Origin of the sequence: Amycolatopsis sp. NPDC051758, assembly GCF_044453095.1 — a bacterium.
Taxonomy (GTDB): Bacteria; Actinomycetota; Actinomycetes; order Mycobacteriales; family Pseudonocardiaceae; genus Amycolatopsis.
Genome location: NZ_JBITCJ010000001.1, coordinates 1,118,050 through 1,141,113, shown reverse-complemented (window position 1 = coordinate 1,141,113; position 23,064 = coordinate 1,118,050). Strand labels below are relative to the sequence as shown.

The window sequence follows — 23,064 nt, the reverse complement described above, 5'->3', positions numbered from 1 at the left end:
GTTTCTTCGATCACGCGTTCGGTAGCGACTCTTCTTGTTGCGGCCCGCTGAACGTTACATTTGAGGTAGTGGACCGTATCGGCTTCCAGTCGGGGCCGATTGTTTCGATATTACCATCGGCCATGAGTCTATGATGCGCAGCTCCGGGTAGAAGCTCCGGGGCAAGCGGATGCAGTGCGTTTGGGTTATGGAACACGTCCATTCCTTCGATCCACGTCTCCGGATATCCTTCGGTTACGACGGCCAGGAAAGATGTCGGGGTGGACGCGTTGGAGTCTTGATTCCAACGCTGCCCACGGTGAACTAGTACCACGTCGTCTGAACCGAACCCTGCGGCAACGCCCATTCGATTGAATTTGGATATGGTACCACTGCTGTTAAATATGACCGCGCTGACATGTTTGGCGTCTGGCAAGGAAAAAAACCCCGAAGGGACTATCTTTTTACCCCATTTATGCTCCGTGATCTTGGTTGGAACAATCTTCAGTTTTCCGTCTTTCGTAATTGCCTCATGCGTATACCCATAGAGGTAAACAGGAAGTGCGTGACCACTGTAGGTCATTGACATGGGAGCATGAAAGTCTTGGATTGCGAACACGAGGGGCTTGTCGATGGCGGACGCGCGTTTCCAATAGCCCTTGCCAAGCTTCTTGGTCAATGGTCCAGCGTATTTTATAGGCAGGTAGTGGTGCATGTACTGCAAGTACTCTTCTTCGTTCCTCGGTGCCTGTGGCGTGGTCGCCTCAGCGTTCTTTCCGCCGCTTAGTCCTATAGTGGTTGCTTCCATCGCGAACTCGCCTCCAAGGCTCTGCGCTAGGAAGTCTGGAGCTGGCTTGGGGTGCATTACGTCCAAGTTTGCCTCGGCTAGGACTGCAAAGAGATACAGCTCCCACAGGCGAGCATCAAAACCGTCCGTCTGGAACTGTTGAACAAAGTTGCCGTCGACGTCTTCGTGCCAGCGCATCATTGAATCAATCATTCGTCGCGCCGCTGTGTATGCCTTCTCTGAAGTTAGAGTGCGAAAGCTTGGATGAAGCTTTTCCGTTGAAGAGATAGGCGTGAAGAAGTCAGCGGGCTTGCCTGTCTCATCTCCCTGTATGCGAAGTTCATCGATGTTGGGAACGATCTCCAGTAGCTTCTGGTGCAGCTCCGCAATTGCCTCTTCAGGCGTGTCATAATAAGACGTGTGGTCGATCCATCGAAATCGCTCCAGCAGGTCGCGTGCCAGGATCGCGCCAGAGAACTCCCCGTCGGTGTCAGCAATTATTGTAGCTATAACGCGGCCGTCGTCGGCATCGAACCAGGCAATCTCTTGAGCCATGGCGAATACCGCAGCCCGTCGCGTATGTGCTGCAAGTGCATCGAATCTCGCCCGGGAAATCGACCGCATCAAGTTTTCCATCCCTCACTGTTCCCGAAGAGCAGTTAAGCTCAGCGTGTCTGAGCGATCACTACGCGTCGTCTAGGCCCTCGCGGCAGTACGACACCCGACCCAAAGGGGTGCTTTCGCCCAACGGTCCCCGACGTACGACGGAGGGTGGGCGTTGCTTGTTACAAGACTGGGCTGAATGGCCTAGCCGGTGTTGGTTGGTTCACCCGTTAGAGGCGTGGAAACCCCCGGATTCGCGGGCTTGGGCCGTCCGAAGGCTGTTGACGAAGCGAGGGGGACAGGACGGCGCCGATGTGGTGATCCCGGACGGAGTTCTCCCGGGCTGAAGTCCGCGGACCGCTTGCCGTGGGTTCGCGGCTCCTCATCGCTTTGGCCAGCGGAAACCCTGCTCAAGTGGAGTTTTCGGCAAGTACTGTTCTCCGTGAGATAACAGGCGAGATGCCGACGGACGGCCCTCCGCACGCGGAGGGCCGTCCTATCACCGGCAACTCGGTCGGCTGCGAGTTCCAGCTCGCATCCGTCGAGTAACCCGCTCCGCGAGCCATCGCCCGACGGCCCGCGGCCCCGGTCCTTCGCTTGTCATCTCCCCGCTGCCGGATGCCAATCGATCAATGCCGTCCGGCGGCGGGTCCTACTCGATGTGCGGAAGGACCAAAGATGACACTAAGCCCTGATCGTGGTCACGTTCCAGCTCACGACGGTGACGTGCACCGGTCGGACGACGGACGGCAGGCGGCGTACACCCGATGCTCCGATAGGGTGGCGGAAAATAGCGCACAGTACTTGCGTGGTAACCCCACGTACTCAGATTATTCCGATTGCTCCGTTCGGCGTATCGACGAGCGGCACGAAGTGACGCCGGTCGCTGGTCAGCCGGGCGGTAAGTCGGACGGAACGGCTCGCTGGCTGGCCACGGCGGGTGTGATCGGTGTGCTGGGAGCTGGGCTGTTCAGCCTCAGCATCGATGTCACCCCCGATTCCTTTCACGTCGGCCCCGCCCTGTCGGAACCCGCCCTGCAGCCTGGTGGTGGATGCTCGGAGCTCGGGGCGGCTTCGCGCCGTCACCCGGCTGCGCCGCCGAGGGCGGACCGGGACGCGAACGCCTGCGACACGACAGCGGACCGGGATGCGAGCGGCTGCGACACGTCGGACCGTCAACCGGCCTCTAAGCGTAGGAGCGGCGAGACCTCCGACGGAAGGAGTCATCGCAGGGGTCACTGAATGAGCCGGGGCCAGCACGTTCAGCTCCGGCCCCAGGTCGGCGATCTGGCGTCACGCTGCGCTGACGTCAGATCGCCGACATGAGCCCCCGCGGGAGGGTCTCAACGGGTCTCACGCGGCCCCCTTCCAGAACTACGTCTTGATCTGTTCGGTCACCTCCTGCCGGATAATGTCGGTCATATGCTGGTGGCGGTGACGCATCGCCTCGGTCGACCAGCCCATCAGTTCCACCACGACGCGGGGTCCACACCAAGGGCCAGCAGCAGGGTCGCCGCGGTGTGACGAGCGTCGTGCGGGCGGGCCTCGCGCACGCCGGTTTCGGTCAGCAGCTCGCGCGAGGTCGCGTAGTCGGCTCGGAGGTCGATCAGCCGGCCGTTCTCCGGTGCCTGTGGAGCGCCCAGTTTGCCGAGTGACCGGCGAGCCGGATGCATGACTAACTGCGTGACAACGGCACCGGACGTCTGTGGACGTTCGTGCACGTGCGCGCACCCCTTGACGAGCGCGAAAACAAACTCTGACCTGCACGAACAGACGACGAATTCCGCTCGTAATGAATAGGTCAGGGGTTCGATTCCCCTAGGCGGCTCAGCCAATGGTTGGCCCCTGCCCCTCGAGGGCAGGGGCCGTTTTTGGCTTCGCGTATCTTGCGGGGCTCCGCCCCGCACCCCGTCCGGAGGGCTCCGCCCCCGGCCCCCCGTCGTGGTTGCGTTCCCGTGTTGGCTGCCGAATTTTGTTTTGGGGAACCACCCTTATGGGTCAAAAACGCGGCGAAGGCCGCCTCTTGTGGAGGCGGCCTTCGCTGGGGCTGGGGGGCTTACTTCGGGGGCGTTACCTTCAGGACCGTGGCCTTGGCGTCGCCTCGGGGGGTTCGGTAGGTGATCTCGTCGCCCGCCTTGCGGCCTACCAGGGCCAGGCCCAGGGGGCTGTCCGAAGTGATCGCGTCCGCGTCTTCGCCGGGGACCGTCACCACCTGGAACGTCTCTTCGTCGCCGTCCGAGAAGCGGAGGGTCACCGTTGTGCCGTCGGGGAGCTGGGCGTTGCCGTAGCCGCCGTGCTCCATCTTTGCGGCCAGGTCGGCGATCTGGCGGTCCAGTCGCGCCGCCGACTCCGCGCGGTCGATCACGTCCGCCTGGTCCGCTGCGTCGCCTGTGCGCTCCTGCTCGCCGGGTTGCGGCGCGAGAGCTTCGCGTTGAGCGCGCAGGTTCGCGATTTCCTTCTCCAGCTGGCTGCGCGCAGCCGGGCTGAGCCCCTTGTCCCCTGAGATCACCATGCGCGCATTGTCCGCTGCAAGGACCGGGGTGGCCAATCCGGTTTTTCACCCGGAGGCCGCCCGCAGGACGTCTGCCCTAGGATTCGGGGCTGCCGTCCAGGAAGAAGGTAACGAGAATCACCGTGAGCGCAGTCCCGGGTCGCAGCGAGCGGCTCTCTCCCAACCAGCTGGCCAAGCAGGAACAGATCGTCGAAGCCGCCCGCGTCGTGCTCGCGCGCGACGGGCTCGCGGGCTGCACCGTCCGGGCCATCGCCGACGCCGGACCGCTCACCAAGAGCGCGATCCACTACTACTTCGCCGACATCGACGTCCTCATCGACCGCGCGATGGCCGCGCACATCACCGCCTTCGCCGCGGGGCTGCGCGAGGTCGCCGCGAAGCACGCGGAACCCCGCGAGCGGCTCTTCGCCGTCCTCGAGGAGTACCTGCGCGTCTTCGCCGCGAACCCGAACGCCGCGTTCCTCTGGTTCGAGTACTGGATCGCGGCCGGCCGGGCGCAGCACCCGCAGGCCATCGACGTGATGCTGACGTCGCTCACCGAGCTGCTCGCCGAGCTCCTCGCCCCGCTGGACGTCGACGACCCGCGGGCGCGGGCCCGGGCGCTGCTGTCGTACCTGCTCGGCACGGTGGTCCAGCAGCGGGTGCGGCCACGGTCGTTCACGACGCTGCGTGCCGACATCGAGGCGCTCTGCTTCGCGAACTACGGCTAGAAACGCCCATTAGATCCGTACCCGTACGGATTGCGGGTTATGTCCGGCTCCGGCCAGGGTCGAAGGATCCTCTCGAGAGCAGGAGACGTGATGCGCACTCGAACGTGCACGGCCGCGGCCCTGGCCGCCCTCTTGGTGCTCACGACCGGCGGCCAGGCCGGCGCGGCCCAGCCGGACGGTCCCCAGGTCTACGAGGTGGCCGGGACCGGCTCGGCCCAGCAGCGCACCGAAGTCGCCCGGACCGGCGCCGACATCCTCGACAGCACGGGCGGGACGACGACGGTCATCGCCGGCCCGGCCGAAGCGGCGCAGCTGCGTGCGCTCGGCTTCGACGTCAAGGCGCTCGGCAAGGTCGACCGGCCGCAGGGCGCCGAGACCGTCGAGGACTTCCCGGCCGGCTACACCGGCTACCACACCTACGCGGAGACGCAGACCGAGCTGCAGAAGGCCGTCGCGAACTACCCGTCGCTGACGAAGCTGGGCAGCGCGGGCAACTCGTACCAGGGCCGCGCGCTGTCGCTGCTCAAGATCTCCGACAACGCCGCCACCGACGAGAACGAGCCCGAGGTGCTCTTCACCTGCAACCAGCACGCGCGCGAGCACCTCACCACCGAGATGTGCCTGCGCATCGTGCAGCGGCTGACCAGCGGTTACGCCACCGACAGCGCCATCAAGCGGCTGGTCGACAGCACCGAGATCTGGGTGGTCCCGAGCGTCAACCCGGACGGCTCGGAGTACGACATCTCCGGCGGCACGTTCCACAGCTGGCGCAAGAACCGGCAGGGCAGCGGCACCGACACCAACCGGAACTGGGGTTACCAGTGGGGTTGCTGCGGTGGTTCGTCGGGCTCGACGTCCAGTGAGACCTACCGCGGCACAGCGCCGTTCTCCGCGCCCGAGGCGAAGGCCGTCGCCGACTGGGTCACTTCGCGCAAGATCGGCGGTGTCCAGCAGATCAAGACGCACATCGACTTCCACACCTACTCCGAGCTGGTGCTCTGGCCGTTCGGCTACACCTACGCCGACACCGCGCCGGGGCTGACCGCGGCCGAGGCGCAGAAGTTCCAGACGCTCGGCCGGCAGATGGCGGCGACCAACGGCTACACCCCGCAGCAGTCCAGCGACCTCTACATCACCGACGGCAGTGTCAACGACTGGATGTGGGCGACGCACAAGATCTGGAGCTTCACCTTCGAGATGTACCCGAAGGGCAGCAACCCGGGCTTCTACCCGCGCGACACCCAGATCGTTCCGCAGACGACGCGCAACGACAAAGCCGTCGACATCCTGATCAACGCGGCGATCACCGGCTGAGGCACCGGGCGCGGTCTAGGGTGCGGGCATGCCTCTGTTCTCGTTCGAAGGGCTCAGCCCGCAGGTCCACCCGGACGCCTGGATCGCGCCCACCGCCACCCTCATCGGCGACGTCGTCGTCGAGAAGGACGCCTCGATCTGGTACGGCGCCGTGCTGCGCGCCGACTTCGGCAAGATCATCGTCCGGGAGGGCGCCAACGTCCAGGACAACTCGGTCGTGCACGTCAACGTGGGCAAGGTGTGCGAGATCGGCAAGAACGCCACCGTCGGCCACCAGTGCCTGGTGCACGACTGCACGGTCGGCGAGCAGGCCCTGATCGGGAACGGCTCCACGGTCCTGGACGACGCGAAGATCGGCGAGCGGACGCTGGTCGCGGCCGGGGCGACCGTGACGCCGGGCACCGAGGTGCCGTCCGAGGTCGTCGCGATGGGCAGCCCGGCCAAGAAGTTCGTGCCGCTCACCGACTCCGCGCGGCTGTGGGTGGAGCACAACGCGCCCGTGTACCAAGACCTGGCGAAGCGGCACAAGGCCGGCGTCGAGGCCCTGGATTGAAGTTGACTCTCCAGTAGCTGGAGACCCTAGCTTCGGGGCATGGCTCCGAAGAAACTCACCCACCAGGTCACCCTCGAACTCAGCGCGGGCAACGCCCCGGTTGTCGACCTCGGCAAGATGCTGGGGCAGACCGGGGTCAACCTCGTCGAGATCAAGAAGGCCTACGACGCGGCGACCGCGGCCCAGCGCGGCGACGTCGTGCCGGTGGTCGTCTCGGTGTTCGAGGACCGCTCCTTCGCGCTGCGGTTCAAGACACCGCCGACGTCGTTCCTCATCAAGAAGGCACTGGGGGACAAGGGTTCCTCGCGGCCGGGGCACGAGGTGGCGGGCAAGATCACGACGCAGCAGCTGCGGGAGATCGCCGAACGGAAGCTGCCGGACCTCAACACCTCCGACGTCGAGATGGCGATGCGCACGATCGCGGGCACCGCCCGGTCCATGGGCGTCGCGGTCGTGGACTGAGGTGCGCGAGCACGGACTAGGCTCTTACCCGCAGCAGCGACTGGCGCCATCGAGGTGGAGCACCACCGGGAAGCGACGACGAGGCCGGCACCGCGCGCCTGGGTGAAGGCCACTCCAGAGCCGGAGTACGCCATGACACACCAGCCGAAACTGAACGCACTCGCCGCCGCCGACCCCGCGATCGCCGGGCTCGTCGAGGACGAAGCCAAGCGCCAGCACGACAAGATCCGCCTGATCGCGTCGGAGAACTACGTCTCGCAGGCCGTGCTCGAAGCGACCGGCACCGTGCTCACCAACAAGTATTCCGAGGGCTACGCGGGCAAGCGCTACTACGAGGGCCAGCAGTTCATCGACCAGGTCGAGCTGCTCGCCATCGAGCGGGCGAAGGCCGTGTTCGGCGCGGACCACGCGAACGTCCAGCCGTACTCGGGGTCCCCGGCGAACCTGGCCGTGTACCTGGCTTTTGCGCAGCCGGGTGACACCGTGCTCGGCATGGCGCTGCCGGACGGGGGCCACCTCACGCACGGCTGGAGCGTCTCCGCGACCGGCAAGTGGTTCAACCCGGTGCGCTACGGCGTCGCGAAGGAAACCGGCCGGGTCGACCTCGACCAGGTGCGCGACCTCGCCCGCCAGCACCGGCCGAAGCTGATCTTCGCCGGTGGCACGGCCATCCCGCGCACGATCGACTTCCCGGCGTTCGCCGAGATCGCCCGCGAGGTGGACGCGGTGCTCGTCGCCGACATCGCGCACATCGCCGGCCTGGTCGCGGGCGGCGCGCACCCGTCGCCGGTGGGGCACGCGCAGGTGATCACGACGACCACGCACAAGACCCTGCGTGGCCCGCGCGGCGCGATGATCCTGTCCGACGCCGACCACGCGAAGGCCGTCGACAAGGCGGTGTTCCCGGGTCTGCAGGGCGGTCCGCACAACCACACGACGGCGGCCATCGCGGTCGCGCTGGGTGAAGCGCAACGTCCGGACTTCAGCGACTACGCGCACCAGATCGTCGCGAACGCCCGCGCGCTGGCCGACGCGTTGCTCGCGCGCGGTTACGACCTCGTCTCCGGCGGCACGGACAACCACCTGCTGCTGATCGACCTGACGAACAAGGCGGTCGCGGGCAAGCCGGCCGCGCAGGCGCTGGACCGCGCGGGCATCGAGCTGAACTACAACACGGTGCCGTTCGACCCGCGCAAGCCGTTCGACCCGTCCGGCATCCGGCTGGGCACGTCCGCGATCACCACCCGCGGCCTCCGGCCGGAGCACCAGGTGCAGGTGGCGGAGTGGATCGACCGCACGGTGACGGCGGCCGCGGCGGCCGAAGAGTCCGCTCTGGACACGATCGCCGCGGAGATCCGCGAGTTCCTGGCGCCGTTCCCGATCCCGGGTTACTCCGCCTGACCCTCGTCCGCCGAAGGCCACTTCCGCAGCTCGGAGGTGGCCTTCGGCGCGTCCGGGCGCGGAGACGCGGCTCACAGAAAAGTTGATTGCATCATACAAGCTTCCGCGGAATACTTGACCAAGACAAGTAGTTGAGAGGTACAAGCAACTACGACGAAGGCTTTCCGAGGGAGACCACCATGAGCGACACCACCACGGCGGAAGGAGCGGCCGCTACGAACGGCAAACTGTCCCACCGCCAGATCCTGACCATCCTGTCCGGGCTGATGCTCGGCATGTTCCTCGCCGCGCTCGACCAGACCATCGTCTCGTCGTCGATGCGCACCATCGCCGACGAGCTCCACGGCCTGTCGCTGCAGGCCTGGGCCACCACGGCGTACCTGATCACCGCCACCCTTTCGACGCCGCTGTACGGCAAGCTGTCCGACCTCTACGGCCGCAAGCCCATGTACCTGACGGCGATCTCGCTGTTCCTGGTCGGCTCGCTGGCCAGCGGCATGGCGACGTCGATGTACGAGCTGGCCGCGTTCCGCGCGTTCCAGGGCCTCGGCGCGGGTGGCCTGATGTCCCTCGCGCTGGCGATCATCACCGACATCACCGCGCCGCGTGAGCGCAGCAAGTACCAGGGTTACTTCATGGCGGTGTTCGGCATCTCGAGCGTCGCGGGCCCGGTTGTCGGCGGCTTCTTCGCCGGCATCGACTCCTTCGCCGGCATCACCGGCTGGCGCTGGGTCTTCCTGGTCAACGTCCCGATCGCGCTGGCCGCGCTGGTCGTCGTCACCAAGGTCCTCAACCTCCCGCACACCCGCGTGAACCAGAAGGTCGACTACTGGGGTGCCGTGGCGCTGGCCACCGGCCTGGTGCCGCTGCTGATCGTCGCCGAGCAGGGCCGTGAGTGGGGCTGGGGTTCGGCCGCTTCGATCGCGATGTACGTCGTCGGCGCGCTGGGCGTGACCGCCTTCGTGTGGATCGAACGCCGCATGGGCGACGCCGCCCTGCTGCCGCTGCGCCTGTTCAAGCGGCCCGTGTTCCGGATGGCCACGCTGGTCACCGTCGTGCAGGGCGCCGGGATGTTCGGCGCGATGATGTCGCTGCCGCTGTACCTGCAGATCGTCAAGGGCGCGACGCCGACCCAGGCCGGCCTGCAGATGCTCCCGCTGACGCTCGGCATCATGATCGCCAGCCTGACCAGCGGCCGCCTGATCTCGAAGACCGGGCGCTACAAGATGTTCGCGGTGGCCGGGATCGGCCTGATGGCGGCGGCGCTGTTCGCGCTGTCGACGATCACCGTCGACACGTCGCTGAGCCTGGTCATGGTGATCGCCTTCGTGATCGGCCTCGGCCTCGGCGCCTCGATGCAGACGCTGGTGCTGGCCGCGACCAACGACGTCCGCCCGCAGGATATCGGCGTCGCCACCTCGGCGGCGACGTTCTTCCGGCAGATCGGCGGCACGGCGGGCACCGCGGTGTTCCTGTCGATCCTGTTCGGCACGGTCGGCGACCGGATCGCGAACGCCCTCCGCTCGGCGATGACCACGCCGGCCTACGTGTCGGCGCTGGCGCAGCACCCGGAGTTCGCGCAGCAGATGAAGAGCGGCCTGGACGTCAACGACACGTCGTTCCTGTCCACCCTCGACCCGACGCTGGCCCGGCCGATCCTGCAGGGCTTCGCCGAGTCGATGAGCACGGTGTTCCTGGTCGGCGGGATCGTGCTGACCGTCGGCTTCGCGCTGGTGTGGTTCCTCAAGGAGAAGCCGCTGTCGGACAAGTCCGCGATGGAGCAGCGCGCGGAGGCCGAGGCGGACGGCGCCCCGGCGCTGGCCCTGGCGCACTGACCCGCTGAACGACGAAGAGGCCCCTCGGAAGTCCGAGGGGCCTCTTTCGCGTGACGTCAGTGCGCCGAGCCGCCGTTGGCCTTCTCCTTGGCCAGGCGGTCGGTCTCCCGCTCGTACGACCGGGCGATCTCGGCCTCGGCCTCGGTGCGGCCGACCCAGGACGAGCCTTCGACGCTCTTGCCGGGCTCCAGGTCCTTGTAGACCTCGAAGAAGTGCTGGATCTCCAGGCGGTGGAACTCGTTCATGTGGTGGATGTCGCGCAGGTGCTCGAGGCGCGGGTCGTTCGACGGAACGGCGATGACCTTGTCGTCCGGGCCCTTCTCGTCGGTCATCCGGAACATGCCGATCGCGCGGCAGCGGATCAGGCAACCCGGGAAAGTGGGCTCCTGCACGAGCACCATCACGTCCAGGGGGTCGCCGTCCTGGCCGAGGGTGTCGTCGATGAAGCCGTAGTCGGCCGGGTACTGCGTGGCCGTGAACAGGGTCCGGTCCAGCTTGATGCGACCGGTCTTGTGGTCGACCTCGTACTTGTTGCGCTCCCCTTTGGGGATTTCGATCGTGACGTCGAACTCCACGGCGTCCCTCACTGCTTCTTTTGTAGATCTCGGCGTGCCCGCGCGACGCGGGCGGCAACCTTGGTGACGGTCTTGACGTCTCCTAGTGTGGACTACGGCCTGCTGCGGGGCCGCATCGATGTCGGCCTCCCGGCATGTGAGCTTGGCCCCTTCCGGGGCAGGTGAGAAGGAGTGGTGGGTGCCGGATAACGACCAGCCGATGTGGCCTTCGTCGGACGAAGACCGCTCGTCGTCGGGCGCGCGGAAGACCACTCCGATGTCCCTGCCGGACCCGCCGAAGGGCGACCCGGACCAGGCGAGCGTGCCCAAGGTCACAAGCAGTGAGGCGCCGAAGGGATCGTGGTTCGCGCCGAACGTCGCGCCCGAGCCCGTCCCGGGTCTCAACGCGCCCGCCGAGGAGCCACCGCCCCCGCCGACCCCGGCGAAGCAGGACCTCGCCGACCGGCTCGGCAGCCGCCGGCCGAAGCCGCCGGTGGAGGAACCGCCGGTGGAGGAACCGCCGGTGGAGGAACCGCCGGCGGAGGAGCCCGCCGAAGCGGGCACCCAGTACATCCAGGTGGAGAAGCCCGAGCCGAAGCCGGAGCCGGTCGGCGAGAGCACCCAGTTCATCGAGGTGGAGAAGCCGGCGCCGGTGGTGCCGGTCGAGCGCAACGTCTGGCCCGGTGATCAGCAGGAACGCCGCGAGGAGCCGCAGCAGTGGCGTGAAGAGCTGCAGGTGTGGCGCGAGGAGCAGCAGCGCCGCGAAGAACAGCTGAAGCGCCGTGACGAACCCCCGCAGCGGCTGGAGGAGCCTCAGCCGCAACGCGCCGACGCGCCGTGGGCCCAGCGCATCGACGTGCGCGAGAACCCGGGCGAACGCCGTCCCGGCCTGCCGCCGGAACCGCCGCGCGGGATCGTGCCGTCGGCATCGGCGGGCTCGCTCGCGCGGCCGCAGCGGATCGAGCCGGACGGGCAGCGGTTCGACGCCGAGGCGACCGTCGGGATCGAGCGGCCCACCCAGTTCCCCGGCGCCTTCCAGCAGCAGCCGCAGCCCCGGAACGAGCCGCCCGCCGAGCCGCCGCGGCAAGAGCCGCCGCCCGCGCCCGAGCCGGCCGCCGCCGAGCCGCCGAAGAAGCGGCGCAAGGGCAAGATCATCGCGCTCGTCGTGGTCGTCCTGCTGGTCCTGGCCGGCGGCGGGGTCGCCGCCGCGATGCCGAAGGTGTCGAACCGGCTGGGCCTGCCGTGGGCGCCGAACGCGCCGAAGGGCGACAGCCCGGAACCGGTCGCCGCCAGCCGTCAGCTGCAGGGGCCGCAAACGGCCGGGCAGGCGCCGACCGCAAACGGCATCAAGTCCGCGCTGGCCGCCGCGGCCGCGAACGGCGCGCTGGGGCAGCTCACCGGCAGCGTGGTCGACCCGGTGAGCGGCACCGTGCTGTGGGACCGCGGCTCGTCGACACCGGTCACACCGGCGTCGACGACGAAGGTGCTGACCTCGGCCGCCGCGCTGCTTTCGCTGGACCACAACCTGCGGCTGTCGACCAAGATCGTGCAGGGTGCGGACCCGGGCACGGTGATCCTCGTCGGCGGGGGCGACACGACGATCACCAATCTGCCGCTGGGCACCGAGTCGCCGCTGTACCCGGGCGCCGCGCACGTCGACGACCTCGTCGCGCAGGTCAAGAAGGCCGCGCCGGGGGTCAAGAAGGTGCAGGTCGACCTGAGCCTGTTCAAGGGCCCGACCACCGCGCCCGGCTGGGAAGCGGGTGACGCGCCGTCGACGTTCGCGACGCAGATGGCGCCCGTGATGGCCGACGGCGGCCGGATCAGCCCCAAGGACAACAACTCGCAGCGCACGGCGAACGCGGGCAGCGCGCTCGCGTCGTCGATCGCGTCCAAGCTGGGCGCCTCGGCCGCCGGCCAGGCGACCGCGCCCCAGGGCGCCAAGGTGCTGGGCGAGGTCAAGTCGGCGCCGCTGACCGAGCTGGTGTCCGACCTGATGGAGCTGTCCGACGACGTCCTGGCCGAGGCGGTCGCCCGGCAGGTGGCGCTCGCGAACGGCGCCGAGGCGAGCTACGCCGGTGGCGCCACGGCGACCATCAAGGTGCTGAAGGACCACGGGTTCGACGTCTCGGGTGTCCAGCTGTCCGACGGCAGCGGCATCTCCGGGCTGAACCGGATCCCGGCGAAGCTGCTGACCCAGCTCCTGGCCGCCGCGGCGGCGCCGGAGGGCAAGGACCCGAACACCGCGAAGCTGCGGGCGGTGCTGGCCGGCCTGCCGGTCGCGGGCGGCTCCGGCACCCTCGCCGACAAGCGGTTCGACACGCCGGCGTCGAAGGACGGCCGCGGCTGGGTGCGCGCGAAGACGGGCACGCTCACCGGCGTCAACACCCTCGCCGGCCTGGTCCTCGACCAGGACGGCCGGGTGCTGGTGTTCGCGTTCATGTCCAACGACTCGGACACCGAGCCGGGCCGGGACGCCGTCGACGCCCTCGCGACCAGCCTCCGAAAATGCGGGTGCGCCTGATCTCGTACCTCCTCGTGTGCGAAGCGTGCGGAAGTCGTGGCCGGAAACCCCTGTGATGCAGGTAGCGTCGGAAGGGTGAGTCAGGAAACCGAGACCCGGCCCATGGTCGACTGGTCGCTCGCCGCGCAGACCGGCGCGCTGCTCGTGCGCGGCGGCCCGCAGGTCCCGCGCGAAGAGGCCGAGGCGGCCGTCACCGATCTGCGCGAGCTGACCATGGAGGCCGAAGGCCACGTGCGGCAGCTGACGAACCTGGGGCTCGACCTGCCCCTGCTGCCCGGTGAAGTCGTCGACCGGCCCGGCTGGGTCCGCTCGGCCGCGGCCGGGCTGGACGCGCTGACCGGGCGTGCGCTGCCGCAGCAGGGCGGGCCGTTCGGGCCGATCCTGGCCGGTGGCGCCGGCGTGCAGACCGGGCTGGTGCTGGCCTTCCTCGCCAGCCGCGTGCTCGGCCAGTACGACCCCTTCGGCGGCCCCGAGCGGGCCGGCCAGCTGCTGCTGGTCGCGCCGAACGTCGTCGCGGCGGAACGCGCGATGGACGTCCCGGGGCACGACTTCCGGCTCTGGGTCTGCCTGCACGAGTGCACCCACCGGCTCCAGTTCACCGCGGTCACCTGGCTGCGCGACTACTTCGCCGACGAGGTCGAGCGGCTCGTCTCCGGGCTCGCGGGCGGGAACAGCGACAGCCTGTCCGACCTGGTCGGCCGGCTGCCCGAAGCGATCAAGCAAGGCCCGAAGCTGAACCTCGCCGAGCTGCTCCAGTCGCCGAAGGAACGCGCGGTGTTCGACCGCCTGCTCGCGCTCTCGACGCTGCTGGAAGGGCACGCCGACTACGTGATGGACGCCGTCGGCCCGCAGGTCGTGCCGAGTGTCGACACGATCCGCTCGCGGTTCACCGCCCGGCGCAAGGGCGGCGGCGTCTTCGACCGGCTGCTGCGCGCGTTGCTCGGCGTCGACGCGAAGATCCGTCAGTACGAAGAAGGCGCGAAGTTCACAAAGCACGTTGTGGACGCCGTCGGCATGGACGGCTTCAACGCCGTCTGGCGGTCGCCGAACACCCTGCCGTCGCGCGCCGAGATCACCGACCCGGCCGCGTGGGTCCGGCGCCTGCACGGATGACCGGGCCGGCGGTCGCGGCCGTCCGCCGGGCCGTCCGTGGCTTCCTGGACACCGTCGAAGTGCCGGCCGAGCTGTGCGTCGCGGTCTCCGGCGGCGCGGACTCCCTCGCGCTGGCCGAGGCGACCGTTTATGTCGGGCACCATCGCGGCCACCGCGTCCGCGCGCTGGTCGTCGACCACGGCCTGCAGGACGGCTCGGCGAAGATCGCGCGTGACGCGGCCGCCGCCGCGATGTCCCTCGGGGTCGACGAAGCCGAGGTGCGCCGGGTCGACGTCACCGGATCCGGCGGCCCGGAAGCCGCCGCCCGCAAGGCCCGCTACGGCGCTTTGACCGGGCACGACCTGGTGCTGCTCGGCCACACCCTCGACGACCAGGCCGAAACCGTCCTGCTCGGGCTGGGCCGCGGGTCCGGCCCGCGCAGCCTCGCCGGGATGCGCCCGCACGACCCGCCGTGGGGCCGTCCGCTGCTGGCGGTGCCGCGCGCGACCACCCGGGCCGCCTGCGCGGAACTCGGCGTCGAACCGTGGGAGGACCCGCACAACGCCGAAACGCGTTTCACCCGCGTCCGGTTGCGCACCGAGGTCCTGCCGCTGCTGGAAGACGTCCTCAACGGCGGGGTCGCCGCCGCACTGGCCCGCACGGCCGCGCAACTGCGTGAGGACAATGAGGCACTGGACACAATGGCGGACATGATCTTCACCCGGGCGGGCGGCTCCGAAGGGCTGGATGTCGGCGTCCTCACGGCCGAGCCCGCGACGATCCGCCGGCGGGTTATCCGCAGGTGGCTGCTGCAATCGGGTGTGCGCGAGCTCACCGACGCGCACCTGCGGGCGGTCGACGGCCTCGTCGCCCGGTGGCGTGGTCAGGGCGGTGTCTGGTTGCCGGGCAACTTGGAGGCGCGGCGGGCGCATGGCAGGCTCTGCGTCATCTCCCAACCCACCACCCGAGGGGAATGACCCGTGTACGAGGGCGAAATCGCCTCCGTGCTCGTCACCGAGCAGCAGATCCAGGACAAGATCACGGAGCTGTCGGCGCAGATCGCCGCCGACTATCCGGCCAACGGGCAGGGTGAACTCCTGCTGGTGGGTGTCCTGAAGGGCGCGGTCATGTTCATGACCGACTTCGCCCGTGCGCTGCCGCTGCCGACGCAGCTGGAATTCATGGCCGTCTCCTCCTACGGCTCGTCGACGTCGTCGTCCGGCGTCGTGCGGATCCTCAAGGACCTCGACCGCGACATCGCCGGCCGGGACGTGCTGATCGTCGAGGACATCGTCGACTCCGGCCTGACGCTTTCGTGGCTGCTGAAGAACCTCGCCAGCCGCAACCCCGCGTCGCTCGAGGTCGTTTCGCTGCTCCGCAAGCCGGAGGCGGTGAAGGTGGACGTCCCGGTGAAGTACATCGGCTTCGACATCCCCAACGAGTTCGTCGTCGGTTACGGCCTCGACTACGCCGAGCGCTACCGGGACCTGCCCTACATCGGCACACTGGACCCGAAGGTCTACACCGCGTAGTGCACCGGCGGATTTCACCGACCGTTCACCGCAACTACCGGATCCGCGGAACCCCGGCTTCGCGGATTGCGTCATAGGCTCTGATCACGTGCGTTAACCTATGCGAAGACCATTCGTGCCCGCGGTGACCGGGTCGGGGGAACGGGAGAGAGCTCAGATGGGGAACAGCAGCGCTGCCGACGCGAACGCCTTCAAGGCCGCAGCCGCCGCGGGTCAGGTCGGGATCGACCCTGACGCCGCGCAGACCGTGCTGAACAAGATCCGCACCGGCAAGGACGCCGTGGAAGCCCTGCTCAGCGGCTCGGGCACGCTCGCCCAGCCGCCGAAGCTCGGGGACAACCCGGTCGGCAACGCGATGGCGGCCAAGTTCGTCCAGCGCGCGGACGGCGGGGGCGACTCCTACGCCGCCGCCCTGCAGAACTTGCTCGACCAGTACTCCGCCGCCGAGGAGGGCATCGTCACGGCGATGTCCCGGTACCACGAGATCGACCAGGCCGCGGCCGACCCGTTCCGCAACGCCTGAGCCCAGAGGGGGACTCGAAATCATGGCTCCGAACCACAGCGACCAGCCGTCGACCACCACTGACCCGGGCTCGCTGGTCCCGCTCGGCGACAACTCGGCGTCGCAGAACATCGTCGACAACGCCCGCGGCAGCGCCGGCGGCTTCGACATGGGCAGCGACCGGGCGATCGCCAACCCGCCGAACTGGAACGCGCAGGCGAGCCAGCAGCTGTACGACGGCGCGGTCAACAACAACGACCCCGGCACGGCCGAGGCGACCGGGCAGGCCTGGTCGCACCACGGCACCGAGCTGAAGCAGGCGTCGGACCACCTGTACAACGCGATCTCCGAGCTGGGCAACGCCTGGGTCGGCCGGGGTGCCGCGGGCGCCCAGGGCGCGCTGGTGGCGATCGCCAACTCCGGTTCGCAAGCCTCCGAAGCCGCGCACACGATGTCCGACCGGCTCGCCCGGCAGGCCGCGGCGGCCGCCGAGGTCAAGAAGATGCCGGCCCCCCGTGACTACGACCCCAAGCAGTCGATGGCGGCCGCGCTGGCCGGTGGCCCGGCGGCGCTGATCGCCGACCAGAAGGCGCAGGCGGACGCGGCCAACGACGTCAAGGCGCAGCAGGTCGCGTTCTTCAACGCCTACACCAAGTCGATGGCCGAGGTCGACAACTCGACCCCGAGCTTCGGCCCGGAGTCGCTGGGCATGAAGCCGACGGGATCGCACAACTCGATCTCGTTCAACGGCATCAGCAGCGTCGGCAACACCGGCCCGGTCCAGGGCCTGTCCGGCCCGGGCAACGCGGTCTTCGCCTCCAGCGGCACGGGCTTCGGCGGGCACGGCGGCGCGTTCGACGCGCAGCACGCCGGCTTCGGCGCGAACTCGGGCCACGGCGCCGCGGGCTTCGGCCAGGACGCGGCGGCCACGCTCGGCAGCGACGCACCCGGCGGCTCGGCCCCGGGCGCGGGTGCGGGCACCACCACCGGCGCGGGCCACGTCGCCCCGGGCGGCGGGCAGGGCGGCGGCAGCAACCCGCTCAGCAAGATCGGCATGGGCCTCGGCATCGGCGGCGCCGCCGGCGGTCTCGGCGCGCTGGCGTCCCGCGCGCTGGGCAAGGGCAACCGGTCCGGCTCGAAGGCCGAGAACGAGACGAGCCTGGCGTCGGCCGAAGGCCAGGGCCAGAGCGCTGCTTCGGCGCAGGCGCCGCAGCAGGGTCTCGTTTCGTCGGCGGGCACCATCGGCGGGCAGACGCCGCCGCCGATGAACCCGGCCGGCATGGGCGGCGGAATGGCCCCGCACGGCGCCCAGGGCGAGCAGGACGAGGAGCACACGCACGCGTCGTTCCTCATCGAGGCGGACCCGGACGAGGCGTTCGGCGCGAACCAGGCGACCCCGCCGCCGGTCATCGGCGCGTGGTCCGAGGACGACGAAAACCGCTGATCCACAGCCGGGCGCGCAGGGTGCGCGCCCGGCTCTTTTTCCGGGTCCTTTCTGGGGGGTGGCCCTGTGCCGAACGCCGAGCTGCTCACCCCGGTCGAGGTGGATTTCCTGTGGGAGTCCGCCGGGCTGGGCGAGCTGCCGTACCCGCTGCGCGTCCGGTCGCACGGCGAGACCGTCGACGAGCGGTCCCTGCTGCGTCAGCGCACGTTGGAGGGGCTCGCCGCCCGCGGGCTCGCCGACGGCCGCGGCCGCCCGGAACCGCACGTCGAGGACTACTTCGGGGTGCTGGCCACCCCCGAGCTGAGCCTGGACGCGGTCCAGCTGATCGCCCCGGACGCCGAGCCGCTGCTCGCGGTGGCCGGCGTGCTCGGCGGCCTGGGCCTGCTGGCCGTGCAGGACACCCGCGGCCTGCACCTGCAGCCGTGCCCGGCGGACGGCCTCGCGAGCGCGATCGTCTCGCTGTTGCCGGGCGCCCCGCGCGGCAGCGAGAAGTCGATCACGGTGCCCCTGGAGCAGCTCGTCGGCGCCCACGGCGTCGACTTCCTGCAGCGCCGCAGCAACGGCGAAGAGCGCGCCGGCGCGGACGACGACCGCAAGGCACTGGCCCGCCTGCACGCCCAGCCCCGCCTGCGCGGCGGCCAGATCGCGGCGAACGCCCGCTCCCGCATGGGCGCCCGCACCCGCACCCCGGTGCTGAGCTGGTTCGACACCGAGTCGGGCCGCTACTTCACCCAGGCCACCCAGGGCCGCGACGGCCGCGACTGGATCACGATCGCCCCGGCGGACGCGGCCACATTGCGGCATCGTCTTGGCGAGATGCTCGCGGGAGCGGCTACGACCAGCACGGTCTGAGCGCTTTCGCCGCGGCTTCCCGAGCCGGGCGGCGGCCCGCCCGGCTTCTGCCGCGGTTACCGGTCGGCGCGAGCTGAAGGGCGCTTTCCTCGCATCACGTGCGACAAAGTCGCCCTCGGCGCAAGCCGGGCCGTCTCGCCGGCAGCGAACTCCGGCGCGGCTTCCCGAGCCGGGCGACTGCCGTGAGGGGCACCTTCACGGCCGTTATGTCCATGAAGGTGCCCCTCACGGCATCACCCGTCCGCGCTCCGGACCCGCGCCCGCCCGCACCCCCGCCACCTCTGCCAAGATCGGGCTCCGGCTTCTTCGAACGTGCCGAACCGGCGACCGGGAACCGTCCCGTTTTGTCGGTGGTGCGGGCTACGCTGAGCAAGAATCCGATCCGGGAGAGTAGTGATGCAAGAGTTCTTCTCGCCACTGGTGTTCGACTTCCTCTGGGAGTCGGCGCAGGTCGGGGAGCTGCCGTACCCGCTGCTGGTCCGGTCGCACGGCGCGACCGAGGATGAGCGCGTTTCGCTGCGCCACCGCACCGACGCCGAGCTGAAGGCCCGTGGCATCCGGGACCCGCGCGGCCGGCTCGCGCCGCCGATCGAAGACGCCCTGCACCTGCTGGCCTTCGCGCCGCTGACGATCGACGCGCTGCACATCCCGCAGTTCGAGGCGCCGACGATCGGTGTGCTCGCGGCGGCCGACAACACCAAGGGTGTTTTCGCAGTTCAGGACGCCGACGGCATCTGGCTGCGGGACGTCCCGCCGGACGGCCTGGTCTCCGCCGTCGTCGGGGTGCTGCCCGCCGGCCCGCGCGGCAGCGAGGCGTCGGTCACACTCCCGCTGGACGACGCGCTGCGCACCGCGCCGATCCGGGTGCCCGTGTCCCTCCCGGCGAACCCGGGTGAAGAAAAAGGCCGGGCGCGCCGGACGCCGCTGAGCGAACGGGCCACGGTCGACCCGCGCGAGGCTTACGGCCGCATCGCCGGGCAGCCGCGGATGCGGGGCGGTCAGCTGGCAGCGAACAGCCGTTCGCAGGTCGGGGCCAAACAACGGTCCAGGGTCCTGGCCTGGTTCGACACCGCCACCGGGCGCTACCTGAGCCTCTCCCGCGCTGGTACGGACGGTCGCGAGTGGGTCACCGTGGCGCCCGCGGACCCGAAGACACTGCGGACCAGGCTGGGCGAGATGGTGAGCAGTGTGTCGGACGGCACGCGATAGCGTGACGAGGGTGTAGGCCGAACGGGAACCCGGACGCGGTATCGCCCGTTGACCTGCGAGAGGCTCACAGGGGATGAACGCGGCAGCGGACGGTACCCTGATGGGACGGGTGTCCAGGCACCACGGGTTGTCAAGATCGTGATGGCGGGTATCACAGGAGCCGCCCAACCAGGGAGGGTCGAGGCCACCAGGGCCGAGTCGTATGAACCGGAAGAGCGTGCTCAGGAACCCACTGCTGTGGATCGTCGCGGGGTTGCTGGCGTTGTTCGCGTACAACACGATCTTCGACAGTGATCGTGGGTACACCCAGGCACCCATCTCGGTGGCGAACTCCCAGATCACCACGAACAACGTCAAGGAAGCGAGCCTCGAGGACAAGGAACAGCAGGTCAAGCTGCTCCTCTCGAAGCCGATCGACGTCGACGGGCAGCAGACCACCCAGATCATCGCGCAGTACCCGGCCAACGCGTCGCTTGAGATCTACGACAAGCTGCTGGCCGCGAAGAGCGGTGACGCCGGGGTCAAGTTCACCACCAAGGTCACCCAGCAGGGCGTGCTGACGCAGATCCTCATCTTCGCCATCCCGCTCGCCCTCGTGCTGGGCCTGCTGATGTGGATGATGAACAACGCGCAGGGCGGCGGCAACCGCGTCCTCAACTTCGGCAAGTCCAAGGCCAAGCAGCTGAACAAGGACATGCCCAAGACGACCTTCGGGGACGTCGCGGGTGCCGACGAGGCCGTCGAAGAGCTGTACGAGATCAAGGACTTCCTGCAGAACCCGGCGCGATATCAGGCGCTCGGCGCGAAGATCCCGAAGGGCGTCCTGCTCTACGGGCCGCCCGGTACCGGTAAGACGCTGCTCGCACGAGCCGTCGCCGGTGAGGCGGGCGTGCCGTTCTACACGATCTCCGGCTCGGACTTCGTCGAGATGTTCGTCGGTGTCGGCGCCTCGCGTGTCCGTGACCTGTTCGAACAGGCCAAGCAGAACGCGCCGTGCATCATCTTCGTCGACGAGATCGACGCGGTCGGCCGCCAGCGCGGCGCCGGCCTCGGCGGCGGGCACGACGAGCGCGAGCAGACGCTGAACCAGCTGCTCGTCGAGATGGACGGCTTCGACGCCCGCGGCGGCATCATCCTGATCGCGGCGACTAACCGGCCCGACATCCTGGACCCGGCGCTGCTGCGCCCGGGCCGCTTCGACCGGCAGATCCCGGTGTCCGCGCCGGACCTGCGTGGGCGCAAGGCGATCCTCGAGGTGCACGCCAAGGGCAAGCCGATCGCCCAGGGCACCGACCTCACCAGCCTGGCCAAGCGGACCGTCGGCATGTCCGGCGCCGACCTGGCGAACGTGCTGAACGAGGCCGCGCTGCTCACCGCCCGCAAGAACGGGCACGTGATCAGCGACGTCGAGCTGGAGGAGTCGGTCGACCGCGTGGTCGGCGGCCCCGCCCGCAAGAGCCGGATCATCTCCGAGAAGGAGAAGAAGATCACGGCCTACCACGAGGGCGGGCACGCGCTCGCCGCGTGGGCGATGCCGGACATCGAACCGGTCTACAAGCTGACGATCCTGCCGCGCGGCCGGACGGGCGGGCACGCCCTGCTCGTCCCCGAGGACGACAAGGACCTGATGACCCGCTCCGAGATGATCGGGCGGCTGGTCTTCGCGATGGGTGGCCGCACGGCGGAGGAGCTCGTCTTCCACGAGCCCACCACCGGCGCGTCCTCGGACATCGAGCAGGCGACGAAGATCGCCCGCGCGATGGTCACCGAGTACGGCATGAGCGCCCGGCTCGGCGCGGTCAAGTACGGCCAGGAGCAGGGTGACCCGTTCCTCGGCCGCTCGGCCGGCCGGCAGGCGGACTATTCGCTCGAGGTGGCGCACGAGATCGACGAGGAGGTGCGCAAGCTCATCGAGACGGCGCACACCGAGGCGTGGCACGTGCTCAACACCTACCGCGACGTGCTCGACGAGCTGGTCATCGAGCTCCTCGAGAAGGAGACGCTGACCCGCAAGGACCTGGAGCGGATCTTCGCGACGGTCGAGAAGCGCCCGCACATCACCGTGTTCAACGAGTTCGGTGAGCGGACGCCGTCGGACAAGCCGCCGATCAAGACCCCGGGCGAGCTGGCGATGGAGCGCGGCGAGCCGTGGCCCCCGCCGGAGAAGGAGAAGCCGGTCCTGAAGCCGGAGCCGACCCCGGTCGGCACCGCCCAGGGTGCGGGCGACCTGCCCGGCGGACCGCCGTACCCGGCGCCGGCGGACCCGAACGCCAACCCGTACGCCCCGCCGCAGCCGGGCGCCTACCCGAACGGCGGCCGTCCTTACGGCGGCGGCCAGAACGGTGGCCCCAACGGCTCGGCGCACTGGCCGCAGAACTACAGCGGCCAGCAGCCGGGTGGTCCGTCGGGCCAGAGCGGCCCGCCGAACTACGGTGCCCCTCCGGGCTGGACGCCCGCGACCTCGCCGGGCGGTCAGCCGGGCCAGTCGTGGCGGCCCGGTGGTGACGAACGCCCTCGCGAGCACGGCTGGTTCGCCGACCAAGCCGGCAACCAGCAGAGCGAGGGGGAACGTCGTGACGTGGACGGACCAGAGAAGCCCAAGTAGCGACGCCGGCGACCGCCCGGTCTTCGACCAGGACCGGGCGGAGAAGGCGATCCGCGAGCTTCTCCTGGCCTGCGGCGAAGACCCGGAGCGGGACGGTCTCAAGGAGACCCCCGCCCGGGTGGCCCGCGCCTACCACGAGATGTTCGCCGGGCTCTACACCGAGCCGGACTCGGTGCTGGACCGCACGTTCGACGAGTCGCACGAAGAGCTGGTGCTGGTCACGGACATCCCGATGTTCAGCCAGTGTGAACACCACCTCGTCCCCTTCCACGGCGTCGCGCACGTCGGGTACATCCCGAACGCCGCCGGGAAGGTCACCGGGCTCTCCAAGCTCGCCCGCCTGGTCGACCTCTACGCCAAGCGTCCCCAGGTGCAGGAGCGGCTCACCTCGCAGGTGGCCGACGCCATCGTGCGGAAGCTCGAACCGCGCGGGGTGATCGTCGTGATCGAGGCCGAGCACCTCTGCATGGCCATGCGCGGCATCCGGAAGCCGGGTGCGCGCACGACCACCTCCGCCGTGCGGGGGCAGCTGAAGAACTCCGCGTCGTCCCGGGCGGAGGCGCTCGACCTGATCAGGGCGCGCCGGTGAGTGCA

Annotated in this window: 20 protein-coding genes; 16 read left to right on the top strand and 4 right to left on the bottom strand. The window is 69.3% G+C overall.

Going from position 1 to position 23,064, the window contains the following annotated elements; all coding sequences use genetic code 11:
* Window positions 1–10: 10 nt before the first annotated feature.
* The 3 genes from ACIA5G_RS05945 to ACIA5G_RS05935 form a co-directional block, all read right to left on the bottom strand.
* Window positions 11–1,390 (bottom strand): hypothetical protein, encoded by a 1,380-nt coding sequence (locus ACIA5G_RS05945; RefSeq protein WP_395921062.1) that lies wholly within the window; start codon window positions 1,388–1,390, stop codon window positions 11–13.
* A 1,442-nt stretch (window positions 1,391–2,832) separates the two neighbouring features.
* Window positions 2,833–3,042, bottom strand: coding sequence for a hypothetical protein (locus ACIA5G_RS05940; RefSeq protein ID WP_395921061.1), 210 nt, complete (start codon window positions 3,040–3,042; stop codon window positions 2,833–2,835).
* A gap of 383 nt (window positions 3,043–3,425) precedes the next feature.
* Complete coding sequence (locus ACIA5G_RS05935; protein WP_395921060.1) at window positions 3,426–3,881, bottom strand: GreA/GreB family elongation factor; 456 nt, start codon at window positions 3,879–3,881, stop codon at window positions 3,426–3,428.
* Window positions 3,882–4,003: 122 nt separating this feature from the next.
* Between ACIA5G_RS05935 and ACIA5G_RS05930 the strand changes: the two genes are divergently transcribed.
* The 6 genes from ACIA5G_RS05930 (at window position 4,004) to ACIA5G_RS05905 (ending at window position 10,156) form a co-directional block, all read left to right on the top strand.
* A complete protein-coding gene (locus tag ACIA5G_RS05930) occupies window positions 4,004–4,591 on the top strand; it encodes a TetR/AcrR family transcriptional regulator (protein ID WP_395921059.1) in 588 nt (195 codons plus the stop codon).
* Window positions 4,592–4,681: 90 nt separating this feature from the next.
* On the top strand, window positions 4,682–5,905 hold the full coding sequence (locus ACIA5G_RS05925; protein WP_395921058.1) for a M14 family metallopeptidase: 1,224 nt from the start codon (window positions 4,682–4,684) through the stop codon (window positions 5,903–5,905).
* Window positions 5,906–5,933: 28 nt separating this feature from the next.
* The gene (locus ACIA5G_RS05920) at window positions 5,934–6,458 is read left to right on the top strand and encodes a gamma carbonic anhydrase family protein (RefSeq protein ID WP_395921057.1); all 525 of its coding nucleotides are present in this window, start codon (window positions 5,934–5,936) and stop codon (window positions 6,456–6,458) included.
* Between the two features lie 39 nt (window positions 6,459–6,497).
* Window positions 6,498–6,920: a 50S ribosomal protein L11 gene (gene rplK, locus ACIA5G_RS05915; protein WP_395921056.1), complete on the top strand. Its 423-nt coding sequence runs from the start codon at window positions 6,498–6,500 to the stop codon at window positions 6,918–6,920.
* A 132-nt stretch (window positions 6,921–7,052) separates the two neighbouring features.
* A complete protein-coding gene (gene glyA, locus ACIA5G_RS05910) occupies window positions 7,053–8,321 on the top strand; it encodes a serine hydroxymethyltransferase (protein ID WP_395921055.1) in 1,269 nt (422 codons plus the stop codon).
* A 179-nt stretch (window positions 8,322–8,500) separates the two neighbouring features.
* On the top strand, window positions 8,501–10,156 hold the full coding sequence (locus tag ACIA5G_RS05905; RefSeq protein ID WP_395921054.1) for an MDR family MFS transporter: 1,656 nt from the start codon (window positions 8,501–8,503) through the stop codon (window positions 10,154–10,156).
* 56 nt (window positions 10,157–10,212) lie between these two features.
* Here ACIA5G_RS05905 and ACIA5G_RS05900 read toward each other — a convergent pair whose 3' ends face one another.
* Window positions 10,213–10,731, bottom strand: coding sequence for an inorganic diphosphatase (locus ACIA5G_RS05900; RefSeq protein ID WP_395921907.1), 519 nt, complete (start codon window positions 10,729–10,731; stop codon window positions 10,213–10,215).
* A gap of 178 nt (window positions 10,732–10,909) precedes the next feature.
* On the opposite strand from ACIA5G_RS05900, the gene dacB reads away from it, so the two are divergent.
* From dacB to folE, 10 genes are all read left to right on the top strand, one after another.
* Complete coding sequence (gene dacB, locus ACIA5G_RS05895) at window positions 10,910–13,234, top strand: D-alanyl-D-alanine carboxypeptidase/D-alanyl-D-alanine-endopeptidase (RefSeq protein ID WP_395921053.1); 2,325 nt, start codon at window positions 10,910–10,912, stop codon at window positions 13,232–13,234.
* Between the two features lie 102 nt (window positions 13,235–13,336).
* Window positions 13,337–14,347, top strand: a complete 1,011-nt coding sequence (locus ACIA5G_RS05890; protein ID WP_395921905.1) for a zinc-dependent metalloprotease — start codon at window positions 13,337–13,339, stop codon at window positions 14,345–14,347.
* Complete coding sequence (tilS, locus tag ACIA5G_RS05885) at window positions 14,344–15,303, top strand: tRNA lysidine(34) synthetase TilS (protein WP_395921052.1); 960 nt, start codon at window positions 14,344–14,346, stop codon at window positions 15,301–15,303. Before ACIA5G_RS05890 ends, tilS begins: the two co-directional genes overlap by 4 nt.
* Window positions 15,304–15,306: 3 nt before the next feature.
* Complete coding sequence (gene hpt / locus ACIA5G_RS05880; RefSeq protein WP_286001318.1) at window positions 15,307–15,858, top strand: hypoxanthine phosphoribosyltransferase; 552 nt, start codon at window positions 15,307–15,309, stop codon at window positions 15,856–15,858.
* Between the two features lie 157 nt (window positions 15,859–16,015).
* Complete coding sequence (locus ACIA5G_RS05875; protein WP_395921051.1) at window positions 16,016–16,381, top strand: hypothetical protein; 366 nt, start codon at window positions 16,016–16,018, stop codon at window positions 16,379–16,381.
* Between the two features lie 22 nt (window positions 16,382–16,403).
* Entirely contained in the window at window positions 16,404–17,804 is a 1,401-nt protein-coding gene (locus tag ACIA5G_RS05870) for a hypothetical protein (protein WP_395921050.1), read from the top strand.
* A 66-nt stretch (window positions 17,805–17,870) separates the two neighbouring features.
* Window positions 17,871–18,656 carry an ESX secretion-associated protein EspG gene (locus tag ACIA5G_RS05865; protein ID WP_395921049.1) on the top strand — a complete coding sequence of 262 codons (786 nt, stop codon included), beginning with the start codon at window positions 17,871–17,873 and terminating at the stop codon, window positions 18,654–18,656.
* 393 nt (window positions 18,657–19,049) lie between these two features.
* The gene (locus ACIA5G_RS05860; protein WP_395921048.1) at window positions 19,050–19,865 is read left to right on the top strand and encodes an ESX secretion-associated protein EspG; all 816 of its coding nucleotides are present in this window, start codon (window positions 19,050–19,052) and stop codon (window positions 19,863–19,865) included.
* 202 nt (window positions 19,866–20,067) lie between these two features.
* On the top strand, window positions 20,068–22,470 hold the full coding sequence (ftsH, locus tag ACIA5G_RS05855; protein ID WP_395921047.1) for an ATP-dependent zinc metalloprotease FtsH: 2,403 nt from the start codon (window positions 20,068–20,070) through the stop codon (window positions 22,468–22,470).
* Window positions 22,439–23,059, top strand: a complete 621-nt coding sequence (gene folE, locus ACIA5G_RS05850; protein WP_395921046.1) for a GTP cyclohydrolase I FolE — start codon at window positions 22,439–22,441, stop codon at window positions 23,057–23,059. The genes ftsH and folE overlap by 32 nt, the downstream gene beginning before the upstream one ends.
* Window positions 23,060–23,064: the final 5 nt, after the last annotated feature.